Source organism: Kribbella sp. NPDC049584 (genome assembly GCF_040675555.1).
Taxonomy (GTDB): domain Bacteria; phylum Actinomycetota; class Actinomycetes; order Propionibacteriales; family Kribbellaceae; genus Kribbella.
On the sequence record NZ_JBFAPF010000003.1, the window covers coordinates 290,718 to 303,294 of the forward strand.

A 12,577-nucleotide genomic window follows, 5' to 3' on the forward strand; every position below is an offset into this window, starting at 1 on the left:
GGTCAGGATGCTACGCCGAGTTGCTCGCGGAATCCGAGGTCGTCGAGCCTCCCCCAGCGTTCGACGATCAGGCCGTCCCGCAGCCGCCAGATGTTGATCCCCGGCAGGCTGACGGTCTTGCCGCTCGGCGGCACGCCCATCACCTCTCCGCGGTGCGTCCCACTGGCCGTGAACCGCTCGACGACGAGATCGCCCTCCGCGATCAGCGCGTGCAGGTCGCTGTGCCAGTCCGGGAACGCAGCCCGCATCATGCTTCCGGCGTTCCGCATGCCCTCACGGTCCGGCGTGACGCCAAACGGGGGGTCGTTGTTGATGAAGTCCTCGGCCAGGTGCGTGTCCACGGCGCCGAGGTCCCCTTTGGTGAACAGTCCGTCGATGAAGTCCTTGACGACGGTTTTGTTGCTCTCTGTTGTGCTCATGACCCGATCGTGCGCGGGTCCGGATCCCGGCTGTACCCCGATTAGTTGGGGTTCTTCCGATGAAATATCTCTGCGACAGAGGTAATCTCGGAGACGTGACCGAGACTCTCGCCGAGGACCTGCTGGCTGCGATCGGCCTGGTGCGCCGTCGGCTCCGTCGATCGGCCGGGCGTCCGTTGGCTCTCAGCACCCTGACCGGCTCGCAGGCGGAGCTGGTCCGGCTCGTGCGGCGCAACCCGGGCATCTCCGTCGCCGAGGCCGCCGCCGAGCTCGGTCTCGTCGCGAACACCGTGTCGACCCTGGTCGGCCAGCTCACCGAGCGCGGCATGCTGCTCCGGGCGCCGGACGAGAGCGACCGCAGAATCGCCCGCCTGACCCTGACCGAGCCGGCCCGCGAGCAGGTCGAGGCCTGGCGCGACCGCCGCGCCGCCCTCGTCAACGAAGCCCTCGACGAGCTCGGTCCTGCGGACCGGGACGCGTTGCGCGCCGCTCTACCGGCTCTCGGCGTACTCGCCGACCGACTCACCCCATCCGAGCAGAATGTCAAGGAGGGCGTATGAATGCGGAGCCCGCAACGCAGCCGGCGGCGGCTGCCGAGATCATCGGGCTGAGTCACCGGTTCGGCGATCATCTCGCGGTCGACAGCCTCGACCTGACCGTCTCCCCCGGCGAGTGCTTCGGTCTGCTCGGCCCGAACGGCGCCGGGAAGACCACCACCCTCCGGGTGCTCAACACGCTTTATCCGCCGCAGTCCGGCACGGTCCGCGTCTTCGGCCTTGATGTGCGCAGGGATGCCATGTCGGTACGCCGGATGCTCGGCTACGTCCCGCAGCAGCTGTCGATCGAGGGCGCGCTCACCGGCCGCGAGAACGTGTCGTGGTTCGCGCGGCTGTTCGACGTACCGCGGCGGGAGCGGGCGGCGCGCGTGGCCGAAGTACTCGAGATCGTCGATCTGGCGGATGCGGCGGACCGGCTCGCGTCGACGTACTCCGGCGGGATGGTACGTCGCCTCGAGCTCGCGCAGGCGCTGGTGAATCGCCCCGCACTGCTCGTCCTCGACGAGCCGACGGTCGGGCTGGATCCGGTCGCGCGGGACTCGGTGTGGGCGCGGGTGCAGGACATGCAGGAGCGGTACGGGATGACCGTGCTGCTGACCACGCACTACATGGAGGAGGCCGACATCCTCTGCGACCGTGTGGCGCTGATGCATCTGGGCCGCCTGCGGGCCCTCGGTACACCGACCGATCTGAAGGCCGAGCTCGGTCCCGAGGCGAGCCTCGAGGACGTGTTCCGCCACCACACCGGCGAAAGCCTCGCGGCTTCGGAGAAGGGAGGCCTGCGCGATGTCCGTGGCACCCGCCGCACCGCCCAGCGCCTGGGTTGATTCGCGGCCGCGAGCGGCGCTCCGGCTGTTGTCCAGGATCGGCACGTTCTGCCTGGTCGAGCTGCAGAAGCTGCGGCACGACCGGACCGAGCTGGTCACGCGTGCGATCCAGCCGATCCTCTGGCTGGTGATCTTCGGCCAGACGTTCAGCCGGATCCGGGCGATCCCGACCGGCAACGTGCCGTACCTCGACTACCTCGCGCCGGGCATCATCGCGCAATCCGCGCTGTTCGTCGCAATCTTCTACGGCATCCAGATCATCTGGGAGCGCGACGCGGGCATCCTCACCAAGCTGCTCGTCACGCCCAGCCCTCGCTCAGCCCTGGTCGCGGGCAAGGCGTTCGCGGCCGGCGTCCGGACGATCTCGCAGGCGATCGTGGTGATCATCGTCGCCGCGCTGCTCGGCGTCAGCATGACGTGGAATCCGCTGAAGCTGCTCGCGGTGCTCGTGGTCGTCGTGCTTGGCGCGGCGTTCTTCTCGTGCCTGTCGATGACCATCGCCGGTCTGGTCCTGCGCCGCGACCGGCTGATGGGGATCGGGCAGGCGATCACGATGCCGCTGTTCTTCGCGTCCAGCGCGCTGTATCCGATCGCGATCATGCCGGCCTGGCTGAAGGTGCTGAGCCATGCGAACCCGCTGACCTACGAGGTGAGCGCGCTGCGCGGCCTACTGATCGGCCAACCCACCAACTACTGGCTCGACTTCACCGTCCTGATCGTTGCCGCGATAGCAGGCATCTGCGCGGCGTCAGCACTCCTCAGTCGTCTCGCGCGTTAGAGGTCATGGCGGACCCAGACGTTGGGCTCGACGTACACGGCGTGGTTGTGACGGACGTCCACGTGGACGGGAACCAAGGCCTTGGGTACGACGACGTCGCCGGTCGTGTCGAACGGGAGGCCGGTCCACGCGCGCCACTCGTCGAGGGTGCCCGCGATGACCATCGAGCGTGGGGCAACCTGGACGATCGTGCCGCCGGCTTTGACGTGGACGCGCAGCCAGGGATCGACCGGTAGGCCGTCCGGCCTGGTTTCCTCGACGTACTGCGTCATCGGCTGGTGTGCGTCGGGCTTGCCGTTCGGGCGGACCGGGGCGTAGAGGGTGGCGTGGCCTTTCGCCTTCACGGCTTGGCGCATTGCGTCGAGCATCGCGTGGGACAGCCCGCGACCCTGATGCGACGGACGGATCAGGATCTCCAGCGCGCTCGACACATTCGGCTCGCGGCCGTGACGCAGGTCGGAGAAGCCCCACTGCAGGACCCGATCCCAGCCGTCGGCCGGCAACTCCGGACGCTCCTCGTCCGGGTAGACGAACGGGATGCTCCGGCCATGCGCGACCGGCTCGCCGTCCTCCGTCGCGACCAGGCACTGGTCGGGGAAGTTCGCCGCCACCTGGCCCATCAGCGCGTTGCCGATGGGGTCGTTGAACATGAACTTCGGCCAGGTGTCGGCGAACTCGTACATCCGCTGGAGGTACTCAGGACGCTCGGCCAACGTGGTGATCACGATCCCTGGCATGTAGTGCAGTCTGACACCGAAGCAGGACGAGTCCAGCGATTAAAGCCGTGATCGTCCCAGCGCCGATCAGCGTCGCCTGCGCTCCGGCCGCCGCGATGATCGGTCCGCCGACCAGCAGCCCCGCCGAACTGCTCGCGCTGACCACCACAGCCTGCCCACCCAGCAACGCACGCCGCTCTGCGCCGGCCGACGACCTGGTGATGATGACCGAGATGGCCGCGATCCCGACCACCACCGTCACGCCCGAGAACGCGCCCGAGACCGCGACCACTGCCGGCGTCGGCCACAGTCCCATCGCGATCCAGCACAGTCCGCTCCACGACCAGGCGACCGCGGCGCAAACCACCGGCGGAATCCGGCATACGACGGCCAGCGAGATCGCGGTTCCGATCAGCGAGCCCAGGCCGTACCCGGTCATGCCAGCGGCCAGGTAGACCCCGGGCCGGCCGCGTTGTTCCCCCAGCACCGACAACCCCAACGTGAAGGCGAACCAGGTCACGCACCCTGTCCCGCGGATCAGCCAGCCGTACCGGACCTCCGGCCGGCCCTCGAGGCTGCCTCGAATGGACGGCACCTCGGCCGGACCGACCGTGTTCCCGCCCTTGTTCCCAGCCGTGTTTCCGGACGTGCGCCGCGCGGGCACGGTGCAGGCAAGCAGTCCGGCGCCGATGACAGCCACCGCTTCTATCCACAGCAGCCGGTTCGTGAACCCGGCCGACACCGCCAGCGCACCGACTGTCGGTCCGATCAGCATGCCGACACGGCGCAGGCCGTCCTGCCACGTGAGCAACAGGACCGCTCGATCCGCGCCCCACCGATCCCCAGTGTCAGCCAGCAACGCGGACCGGCCCGGGTCGGACAGCGCAGTACCGCAGCCCAGCATGAGACCGCTCAGCACCAGCAACTCCGGCGTCAGTAGACCGAGTCCGGCGGCCGCCGGGACCAACGCCAACGCGATCGCCGTCACCAGCGCGACCACCGCCAGCCGCGGCCCGGAGTCCACCCACTGCCGCGCCTTCCGCGCCCACCAAGGCGACAACAGCACAGGTACTCCGGCGGCGCCGCCGACCAGTCCGGTTGCACCGACCGACCCCGTTTCGCGCAGGATCACCAGCGGCAGGGCGACCTGAGTGATCCGCATCGCGAAGTCCGCCGTACCGCTCCCGGCCAGCAGCGCCAGTGCCTCGAACTTCGCTCTCACACCTTCAATTCTTGGTGTTTCATCACTTCGCAGGTAGTCGCTCAGTCTTGACTGCTTGCCATAGGCTCAACCTATGGCCTCATTACCCTCGGTCGAGGATCTGCGGCTCGTCCAAGCCGTCACGCGCACCGGCGCGGTCGGCACCGCCGCGCGCGAGCTCAGAATCTCGCAGCCTTCGGCATCACAACGCCTGGCCCGGCTGGAACGCCTCTGCGGCACCAAGCTCTTCGAACGCGACACCCGCGGCGCTCGCCCCACCCCGGCCGGCGCCGAGCTCAGCCGCCGAGCCGACCACATCCTCCGCCACCTCGAGGAGGTGTACGACGCCACGCGCGCGGCCGCCGTGGGGCAGCAACTCGTGATCGGGACCTTCGCGAGCCTCGCGCCGATCCTGTTCCCGGTCCTGGACGCCGATCTGCCCGACCTCGAGATCGAGCAGCAGGTCGACCACGGCCACTTCCTGGTCGAGCGTGTCGCCGAAGGCACCATGGACGCGGCCTTCATCGCGATCGCCGACCAGATGACCCTCCCCCGCGGCACCACCTCCCGCCGCGTCGGTCGCGACGACCTCGTCCTGTTCATCCCGCCAGGCGCCCGTCCCCCGGGCCGCGGTCGCCAGCCGCTGAAGGACCGCCCGATCGTGTTCTCCACCTACGACCGCGGCACCGAGGAGATCCAGACCCGCCTCGCCGCGCTCGGCGCCGTCCCGCGGCGTGGTGTCACCCTCAGCACGACCGTCGCCATCGCCCGCCGCCGCTCCCACCTGGCCCTGGTCCCGCGCAGCGCCCTCGCCACCGAACTCCGCCCCGGCGAACACCTCGCCGCCTCCCCCTTCGCCTACCGGCTCACCCTCTCGGTCGTCACCACCCCCAACCCGCCACGACCCCTGATCCGACACCTCCCCCAACTCCGCGCCACGTTGAACTTGTCGTGAACACCGGCGACTCGTCCGCCGGGAGCAGGCAGACTCGGAGGCATGAACCTGGGGCGGTTGGCGCGCGGGCGGCGGATGTTGGCGGGGTACTGGGGTGCGACGGTCGTGCAGGTCGCGGCCGTTGCCTTTGACGCCAAGATCCTCAAGCAGGCCAGCAAGCTGACGCTGATGCCGCTGCTGTGGCAGTGGTCGCGCACACAGGATGCGCCGCCGCTGCTTCAGGCGGCGCTGCTCGCATCGGCGGCCGGGGATCTCTTGCTCGAGACTGATGCACAGCTGGCCGGGATAGCGGCGTTCGCGGCGGCGCATGCGTGCTACCTCGCGGTGTTTCTTGCCAACCCGGCACAGCGTTCCTGGCGATTGCTGGCGGCGTACGCGGCGCTGTGGGCAGCTCTGATCGCAGTGCTGTCCCCTGGGCTCGGTGACCAGCGTGTGCCGGTGGCGGCGTACGCGTTGTTGCTGACGGCAACTGCGGTCGCATCTCGCTGGCACAACTCGCGGAGCGGCGTCGGCGGCGCACTGTTCCTCGTGTCGGACACGTTGATCGCGCTGCGGATGTCCGGGCGGGACTTTCCGGGCCGCGGCGCGCTCACGATGTCGACGTACGCCGTCGGTCAGTACCTGCTGACCTCAGGGGTGACCAAATCTGACCGGTAGTGGTCATCCGCGTTGACCGTTCGTCGGCGCCGCTGTGGGGTGGAGGGTATGGCGAGCGTCGACGACGTACGACGACAGTTCCGGAACCCGCCGCCCGAGGGGCGGCCGATGATGCGCTGGTGGTGGTTCGGGCCGTCCATCCAGCGAGACGAAATCGACCGCGAACTGACCGCGATGGCCGCCGCGGGACTCGGGGGCGCCGAGGTCGCGTTCGTCTATCCGATGGGGCCGGTGACGGCACCGTTCGGGTCCCCGGAGCTGCTCGAGCTGGTGGGACATGCGGCCCGGACGGCGCATTCGCTCGGGCTGCGGTTCGACGTGACGCTTGGCAGCGGCTGGTCGTACGGCGGCCCGCACGTCGGGATCGAGTACGCGGCCCGGCAGTTGCACTGGGATCGCCGGGAGATCGGGGCGGCGGCGTACGACATACCGATCGTGACGGCCTGGCCGGGTGACGAGTTCGTCGCGGCCTTCGTCGGCGACGGGTCGCTCGGCGCGCCGTCGTCGTACGTCGAGGTGCCGGTGCGCGACGGGGTGATCGAGGTGCCGGCCGGCGGTCAACCGCGCGAGGTGTTGATCGCGACGTCGCGGGTGACCGGGCAGAACGTGAAGCGGGCCGCCGCGGGTGCGGAGGGGCACACGCTCGATCACTACTCGGCGGCTGCAGCTTTGGAGCACATCCGCTGCGTGGCGGAGCCATTGCTGAAGGCAGCGACGCCGGAGCTGCTGGGGTCCGTGTTCTGCGACAGCCTCGAGGTGTACAAGGGCGACTGGACGCCAGGGATCTTCGAGGAGTTCGCCAAGCGCCGGGGATACGACCTGCGGCCGCGGCTGTATGAGCTGTTCGCCGACACGGGTGAGTGGAGGCAGCTGCGGATCGACTTCGGGCGGACGTTGTCGGAGCTGTACGAGGACAACTTCCTGAAGGTGTTCCAGCAGTGGGCGGCCGGGCACGGCGTACCGTTCCGCATCCAGAGCTACGGCGAACCGCCGGCGACGATGAGCAGTTACCGATTCGCCGACATCTTCGAGGGTGAGGGATGGGGTTGGACGCAGATTCCCGAGACTCGCTGGGCGTCGTCGGCGGCCAGCATCTACGGCCGGTCGGTGGTGTCGGCCGAGGTGTGGACCTGGGTGCACTCACCCTCGTTCCGCGCGACGCCGCTCGACCTTCAAGGTGAGGCACACGAACATTTCCTGTCCGGCGTCAACCAGCTCATCGGCCACGGCTGGCCGTACTCCCCGACGAACGGGCCCGGCCTCGGCTGGATCTTCTACGCCGCCGGCGCGCTGGACGACCGCAACCCCTGGTGGCCGGTGGCAACCGATCTGTTCGCCTCACTCCACCGCCTGTCCTGGCTCCTCCAGCAAGGTACGCCGGTCCGGCCGGTCAAGATCTACATCCCGGCCTCCGACGCGTACGCCGACACAGGCGCGGACGAGCCGAACAACCTGTACCGCGTCGTACGCCGCCTGATCCCGGAAAGCATCCCCCGCGCGATCCGCGAGGCCGGCCTCGACTACGACCTGATCGACGACGATGCCATCGCTATGGTCGATCCGGCCGACGTGCCGCTGATCGTCGTACCTGAAGGAAGCACGACGCCACCGGAGACCAGGCGTTGGCTCGATGCTGTGGTCGCGTCCGGCGGGCAGGTGGTCACCGATCCGGCCGACTACTTGCCGGAGGCACCGATCACGCCACCTCCGGGGGTCGGCGTCGTGCATCGCCGCCTGGACGACGGCGAGTTCTACTTCGTCGCGAACACCGGGGCTGAGCCTCGCACCCTCACCTTCGACCAACCGATGGAAAACTGGACCAGTGCCGACGAGCCAACGCTAAGCATCACGCTGCACCCGTACGAATCCGCCGTGCTGTCCCCGACAACCGCGACCGCTCCAACCGCCCCTGCCGACCAACTCGTCGGATCAGTCCAGGGCGACTGGTCGGTTGCCTTCGACAACAGCACTCGCGCCGTCACGCTCCCCCACCGCTGGGAAGACGACCCGGAGCTGGCGACGTACTCCGGCTCCGCCACTTACGAAGTCGAGTTGCAACTGGAGGGCACCGACGGAAAGCTCTTCCTGGACTTCGGCCCCGGCGAGCCCGTCGCGCCCGACAGCGAGCCGTATCTGCCGAGCAACTCCTACCGCGCTCTCATCGTCTCGCCGGTAGGCGTCGCCGCCGAGATCTACCTCAACAACACGCCCTGCGGCACGCTCTGGGCCCCGCCGTACCGCGTAGACATCACCCACGCCGCACACGAAGGTGCCAACGCGCTGCGCATCGTCGTACACAGCACAGCCGCGAACGCACTGTCCGCCGACCAACACCTACTAGAAGCCACGGCAGCCGTCACCAAGGAATTCGGCCGCCGCTTCGATCTCCAGCACGTCGAGCGCGCCGCGGACTACCTGAACTCCGGGCTGCTCGCCGTACCGACGATCATCCGAACCAGCTAGTCCGCGGCGCGCGCCTCGGCGAGCCGTTCATGGTGGTGGATGACCTCGGCGATCACGAAGGCGAGGAACTTCTCGGCGAAGACCGGGTCGAGACCGGCCTCGGCGGCGAGCGCGCGGAGCCGGGCCACCTGAGCCTGTTCACGGGCCTTGTCGGCCGGCGGCATCCCTGTCCGGGCCTTGAGGGCACCGACCTGCTGGGTGCACTTGAAGCGCTCGGCCAGCAGGTGGATCAGCGCGGCGTCGATGTTGTCGATGCTGCTGCGGAGCCGGGTGAGCTCTTCGGTGGCGTTGTCTGCGATCACGTTCTTACCTTCCAGGCCGCGAGCTCACGCCTGATCCAGGAAGCGGTCCAGGACCCGCGACCCGAACTCGAGCGACGACGTCGGCACCCGCTCGTCGATGCCGTGGAACATGCCCATGAAATCCAGGTCCGGCGGCAGCTGCAGCGGCACGAATCCGAAGCACCGCACCCCGAGCCGGCTCCACGACTTGGCATCGGTACCGCCCGACATCAGCAGCGGCGCGGTCCGGCTCTGCGGGTCCTCGGCGGCCAGGCACGCCTTCATGGCCTCGACCAGTCCACCGCTGAACTCGGTCTCCAGCGCGATGTCGTTGACGACCGTCTCCCGCTGGACCTTGTCGCCGAGCAGTTCGTCGATGGTCGCGTAGAACTCGTCCTCGTATCCGGGTAGGAACCGTCCGTCGATGTGCGCCTCGGCGTCGCCGGGGATCACGTTCACCTTGTAGCCGGCGTTCAGCATCGTCGGGTTCGCGGTGTTGCGGATCGTGGCGCCGAACATCCGGCTGAACGTGCCCAGCTTCGCGAGCGTCGCGGTCATGTCCTCGGGATCGAGCTCGACCTCGAGCACGTCCTCGAGCGTCTTCAGGAACTCGCGCACCGTCGGCGTGATCCGCAGCGGCCACTCGTGCCCGCCGATCCGGGTCACCGCCTCGACCAGGTTGGTGACGGCGTTGTCGTTGTTGACCATCGACCCGTGCCCGGCCGTGCCGCGGGCCTTGAGCCGCATCCAGTTCATGCCCTTCTCGGCCGTCTCGATCAGGTACAGCCGCAGGTCGTCCTTGACCGTGATCGAGAACCCGCCGACCTCGCCGATGCCCTCGGTGCAGTCGGCGACGGTGTCCGGGTGGTTGTTGATCAGCCACTGCGCGCCGTACACACCGCCGGCCTCTTCGTCGGCGGTGAACACGAGACGCACCGGCCGCCGCGGCTTCACGCCGGCGCGCTGACGGGCGCGGACCACCGACAGCACCATCGCGTCGAAGTCCTTCATGTCGACCGCGCCGCGACCCCACACGCAGCCGTCGAAGATCTCCCCGGAGAACGGGTCGACCTTCCAGTCCTTCGGGTCCGCCGGCACGACGTCCAGGTGCCCGTGCACCAGCAGCGGGTCCGCATTCTGGTCATCGCCGTCCCAATGGGCGACCAGCGTCGCCCGGCCCGGCTCCGACTCGTAGATCGTCGACTCGATCCCGACCTCGTCCAGCTTCGCGGCGACGTACTCGGCCGCGACCCGCTCCCCGTTGCTCTTGCCGTTGCCGTAGTTCGTGGTGTCGATCCGGATCAGCTCACTGCAGAGCTCCACCACCTCGGCATCGGGGGCGTACGACGGGCGGTCGCTGGAGGTCGTCATGCCGACCATCCTCTCTCACCGGTCCTGGGGAGGCATCCCGAGGTCGGTCAGACCAGCGTGATCGAGTCCCCGGAGACGGTGATCTGTTTCGGTGGAAGCGGACGCGGGGCCGGCCCGGCTACGACGGAGCCGTCCTTCACGGAGTACTTGCTGCCGTGACACGGACAGTCGATGGTGCCGTCGGCAACAGTCGTCACCTGACAGCCCTGATGCGTGCAGGTCGAGCTGAACGCCTTGAACGTGCCCTTCACCGGCTGCGTGACGACGACCTGGTTCTGGTCGAAGATCTTGCCCTCGCCGACCGGGATCTCCTCGGTCTTCCCGAGGACGGCGTTCGCGGGCGCCGTCTGCGAGGGCTGCGGGTTCGAGCCCGGCGGCGGGTTCGAGGGTTCGCCGTACTTCGAACAGCCGGCGGCGGTCGCTCCGAGTACGACGGCCAGCACTGCGCGGCGGCCTGCTTGCTCGGTCATCGGATCACTCCGAACGTCGTGAAGAACCACAGCGCCGAGGTCAGCCACAGGCCGATCAGCGCGGTGAACACGGCTCCGCCGAGGACCGGCAGGAGCCATTTGGGGGTGTCGGACCGGGTGAGCGTGAGCATCTTCGCGACGAACGCGCCGTAGAAGAAGCAGCCCAGCAGGGAGTGGATCAGCACGCGCGGTTCGCCGTACTGGAAGCCGAGTGCATAGAGACAGTGCGCGACGACGGGGAGGGTGACTGCGACGGCAGCCCGGCCGGACCAGCGGTGGAGCGGCGCGACTTTGGGGTGGCCGTGGTAGAGGGCGTAGGCGCTGGCAACCTGCACCAGGCCGAGGACCGCGGCGAGCGTGGCGAGCCAGGTTTTGACGGATTGGAAGCTGGAGAAGCCGGCCAGGTTGATCGCGACGCCGGTCGGATCGTGGAGGCGACCGTAGACACCGAGCGCGACAGCTGCGGCCGCGCCGACAGCCAGCGGTATCGCGATCGTGCTCGCTTTCTGAACCTGTGTGGTGCTCATCAGAACGTCTCATCTCCGACGACTGCCTGCGCGGTCACGGGTACGCCGTTCACGGTCGCGGCGCGGGTGGTGGTGTCGAGCGGCGGGGCCGGCGCCGGCGTACCGTCGTCGTCGACCCCGACCTGCTTGCCGTCGGGCAGCACGATCCAGCCGATGGTCCTGGTGGCGTTCCGCGCGCGGTAGAGGCCGGCGGGCGGGTCGGCCTTGGCGATCGAGAACCGCAGCGTGCGACCACTGAGCGTGAAGGTGCCGGTGGCGGTGTTGTTGGTGATCGCGGCGGTCAGGCGCTCGCCGGTCTTGGAGCGGAGTACGAGCTGGCCGTTGCGGTAGGTGCCGGTCAGCCAGGCTTCGAGGCGACGGCCGTCGCACACGTACGCCGCGGCTCGATCGCCCTTCGTCGCGATCGCCAGCGAGGCTTCGCGTTCGTTGGTCCGCCCTGCGTAGACCGCAGGCGGTTTGGCCGGGGCTGGGGTCGTACTGGAGGGCGCCGTGGTCTTTGGGGCCGTGGGGGTGGCGGCCGTGTCCGATGTGGTCGGTGTGACGGTGCCTTGGGCGGCGGGGGTGGCCGCGGGCGGGCTGCTCGCGGGTGTCGGACTGGTGGTCTGGGTGCTGTTGACGACCAGGAACCCGACCAGCCCGACGGCCGTCGCCGCCAACGTCACCAACGGACTACGCTGCCCCATCGCCGCCCCACCCGAGCCTTGTCACACCCCGAGACGAGGATCCCGCCGACCACCCGCCCGGTCAACGGCTCAGCGGTCAGAGCAAGTTGGTCAGAGGACCTTGAGGCCGTACATCTCGCCGAGCGGATCCGAGATCAACTCGATCCGCGCGCCGTCGGGGTCGCGGAAGTAGATCGACGTACCGCTCTCCTCCTGGAAGTCGACGCCGTGCGCGCTCAGGCTCTCCTTGAGCTGGCCCCACCGCTCCGGCTCGACCGAGATCGCCATGTGGTGCAGCCCGCCGAGCACCTCGGCGTACGGACCGAGATCCAGCCCCGGGAAGTCGAAGAACGCCAGCAGGTTCCCGTTCCCGATGTCGAAGAAGAAGTGTGTCGAGCCCTCGTAGTCGCGGTTGCCAACCATCTCGGTCAGCGGGAAGCCGAGGACGTCCTGGTAGAACTTCACCGTCCGCTCGACGTCCGCACACAGCAACGCCGTGTGATGCAACCCACGCGCCGAACTCACCCCACCCGGCTTCAGATAAGCGCTCCGGATCCGGTCCCGCTCGGCTTCGATCGCACCCAGCTCGATCTCCGTCATCCCACCCCACCCCTCTCCTTGAACCCGAAACTACCCCGGCCCCAACACTCCGTCACCACCCCCACCCGCCCGATGTGAATTCCACCCCTGGAG

Annotated in this window: 15 protein-coding genes; 6 read left to right on the top strand and 9 right to left on the bottom strand. The window is 68.7% G+C overall.

What is annotated here, in order from left to right:
• Positions 1–2 precede the first annotated feature (2 nt).
• Complete coding sequence (locus tag AB0J62_RS13180; RefSeq protein WP_363868628.1) at positions 3–419, bottom strand: ester cyclase; 417 nt, start codon at positions 417–419, stop codon at positions 3–5.
• A 95-nt stretch (positions 420–514) separates the two neighbouring features.
• Here AB0J62_RS13180 and AB0J62_RS13185 point away from each other — a divergent pair, with 95 nt between their 5' ends.
• From AB0J62_RS13185 to AB0J62_RS13195, 3 genes are read left to right on the top strand one after another with little or no spacing between them, the layout of a single operon-like run.
• The gene (locus AB0J62_RS13185) at positions 515–979 is read left to right on the top strand and encodes a MarR family transcriptional regulator (RefSeq protein ID WP_363868631.1); all 465 of its coding nucleotides are present in this window, start codon (positions 515–517) and stop codon (positions 977–979) included.
• Positions 976–1,803, top strand: coding sequence for an ATP-binding cassette domain-containing protein (locus AB0J62_RS13190; protein ID WP_363868634.1), 828 nt, complete (start codon positions 976–978; stop codon positions 1,801–1,803). Before AB0J62_RS13185 ends, AB0J62_RS13190 begins: the two co-directional genes overlap by 4 nt.
• Positions 1,763–2,581: an ABC transporter permease gene (locus AB0J62_RS13195; protein WP_363868637.1), complete on the top strand. Its 819-nt coding sequence runs from the start codon at positions 1,763–1,765 to the stop codon at positions 2,579–2,581. The genes AB0J62_RS13190 and AB0J62_RS13195 overlap by 41 nt, the downstream gene beginning before the upstream one ends.
• Here AB0J62_RS13195 and AB0J62_RS13200 read toward each other — a convergent pair.
• Together AB0J62_RS13200 and AB0J62_RS13205 are read right to left on the bottom strand one after the other, a co-directional pair.
• Positions 2,578–3,318: a GNAT family N-acetyltransferase gene (locus AB0J62_RS13200; RefSeq protein WP_363868640.1), complete on the bottom strand. Its 741-nt coding sequence runs from the start codon at positions 3,316–3,318 to the stop codon at positions 2,578–2,580. The two genes, AB0J62_RS13195 and AB0J62_RS13200, sit on opposite strands and share 4 nt — an antisense overlap.
• On the bottom strand, positions 3,278–4,519 hold the full coding sequence (locus tag AB0J62_RS13205; protein ID WP_363868643.1) for an MFS transporter: 1,242 nt from the start codon (positions 4,517–4,519) through the stop codon (positions 3,278–3,280). Before AB0J62_RS13205 ends, AB0J62_RS13200 begins: the two co-directional genes overlap by 41 nt.
• A 73-nt stretch (positions 4,520–4,592) precedes the next feature.
• On the opposite strand from AB0J62_RS13205, the gene AB0J62_RS13210 reads away from it, so the two are divergent.
• The 3 genes from AB0J62_RS13210 to AB0J62_RS13220 are packed head-to-tail and all read left to right on the top strand — an operon-like array spanning position 4,593 to position 8,573.
• Positions 4,593–5,453, top strand: coding sequence for a LysR family transcriptional regulator (locus tag AB0J62_RS13210; RefSeq protein WP_363868646.1), 861 nt, complete (start codon positions 4,593–4,595; stop codon positions 5,451–5,453).
• Between the two features lie 42 nt (positions 5,454–5,495).
• Positions 5,496–6,110 carry a lysoplasmalogenase gene (locus AB0J62_RS13215; protein WP_363868649.1) on the top strand — a complete coding sequence of 205 codons (615 nt, stop codon included), beginning with the start codon at positions 5,496–5,498 and terminating at the stop codon, positions 6,108–6,110.
• Between the two features lie 48 nt (positions 6,111–6,158).
• Positions 6,159–8,573, top strand: coding sequence for a glycosyl hydrolase (locus AB0J62_RS13220; RefSeq protein WP_363868652.1), 2,415 nt, complete (start codon positions 6,159–6,161; stop codon positions 8,571–8,573).
• Here the strand turns inward: AB0J62_RS13220 and AB0J62_RS13225 are convergent.
• From AB0J62_RS13225 to AB0J62_RS13250, 6 genes are all read right to left on the bottom strand, one after another.
• Complete coding sequence (locus AB0J62_RS13225; RefSeq protein WP_363868655.1) at positions 8,570–8,875, bottom strand: chorismate mutase; 306 nt, start codon at positions 8,873–8,875, stop codon at positions 8,570–8,572. The two genes, AB0J62_RS13220 and AB0J62_RS13225, sit on opposite strands and share 4 nt — an antisense overlap.
• Positions 8,876–8,899: 24 nt before the next feature.
• Entirely contained in the window at positions 8,900–10,225 is a 1,326-nt protein-coding gene (locus AB0J62_RS13230; RefSeq protein ID WP_363868658.1) for a M20/M25/M40 family metallo-hydrolase, read from the bottom strand.
• A gap of 47 nt (positions 10,226–10,272) precedes the next feature.
• Complete coding sequence (locus AB0J62_RS13235; RefSeq protein ID WP_363868661.1) at positions 10,273–10,695, bottom strand: Rieske (2Fe-2S) protein; 423 nt, start codon at positions 10,693–10,695, stop codon at positions 10,273–10,275.
• Entirely contained in the window at positions 10,692–11,222 is a 531-nt protein-coding gene (locus AB0J62_RS13240) for a DUF6529 family protein (RefSeq protein WP_363868664.1), read from the bottom strand. Before AB0J62_RS13240 ends, AB0J62_RS13235 begins: the two co-directional genes overlap by 4 nt.
• Positions 11,222–11,905 (bottom strand): hypothetical protein, encoded by a 684-nt coding sequence (locus AB0J62_RS13245; protein ID WP_363868667.1) that lies wholly within the window; start codon positions 11,903–11,905, stop codon positions 11,222–11,224. Before AB0J62_RS13245 ends, AB0J62_RS13240 begins: the two co-directional genes overlap by 1 nt.
• A gap of 90 nt (positions 11,906–11,995) precedes the next feature.
• On the bottom strand, positions 11,996–12,484 hold the full coding sequence (locus tag AB0J62_RS13250) for a VOC family protein (protein WP_363868670.1): 489 nt from the start codon (positions 12,482–12,484) through the stop codon (positions 11,996–11,998).
• Positions 12,485–12,577 lie beyond the last annotated feature (93 nt).

Bases quoted from the DNA above. Each gene is read 5' to 3' on its own strand.
- AB0J62_RS13245 (WP_363868667.1), bottom strand. From the start codon at position 11,905: ATGGGGCAGCGTAGTCCGTTGGTGACGTTGGCGGCGACGGCCGTCGGG.
- AB0J62_RS13195 (WP_363868637.1), top strand. From the start codon at position 1,763: ATGTCCGTGGCACCCGCCGCACCGCCCAGCGCCTGGGTTGATTCGCGG.
- AB0J62_RS13235 (WP_363868661.1), bottom strand. From the start codon at position 10,695: ATGACCGAGCAAGCAGGCCGCCGCGCAGTGCTGGCCGTCGTACTCGGA.
- AB0J62_RS13240 (WP_363868664.1), bottom strand. From the start codon at position 11,222: ATGAGCACCACACAGGTTCAGAAAGCGAGCACGATCGCGATACCGCTG.
- AB0J62_RS13190 (WP_363868634.1), top strand. From the start codon at position 976: ATGAATGCGGAGCCCGCAACGCAGCCGGCGGCGGCTGCCGAGATCATC.
- AB0J62_RS13250 (WP_363868670.1), bottom strand. From the start codon at position 12,484: ATGACGGAGATCGAGCTGGGTGCGATCGAAGCCGAGCGGGACCGGATC.
- AB0J62_RS13200 (WP_363868640.1), bottom strand. From the start codon at position 3,318: ATGCCAGGGATCGTGATCACCACGTTGGCCGAGCGTCCTGAGTACCTC.
- AB0J62_RS13215 (WP_363868649.1), top strand. From the start codon at position 5,496: ATGAACCTGGGGCGGTTGGCGCGCGGGCGGCGGATGTTGGCGGGGTAC.
- AB0J62_RS13220 (WP_363868652.1), top strand. From the start codon at position 6,159: ATGGCGAGCGTCGACGACGTACGACGACAGTTCCGGAACCCGCCGCCC.
- AB0J62_RS13230 (WP_363868658.1), bottom strand. From the start codon at position 10,225: ATGACGACCTCCAGCGACCGCCCGTCGTACGCCCCCGATGCCGAGGTG.
- AB0J62_RS13180 (WP_363868628.1), bottom strand. From the start codon at position 419: ATGAGCACAACAGAGAGCAACAAAACCGTCGTCAAGGACTTCATCGAC.
- AB0J62_RS13210 (WP_363868646.1), top strand. From the start codon at position 4,593: ATGGCCTCATTACCCTCGGTCGAGGATCTGCGGCTCGTCCAAGCCGTC.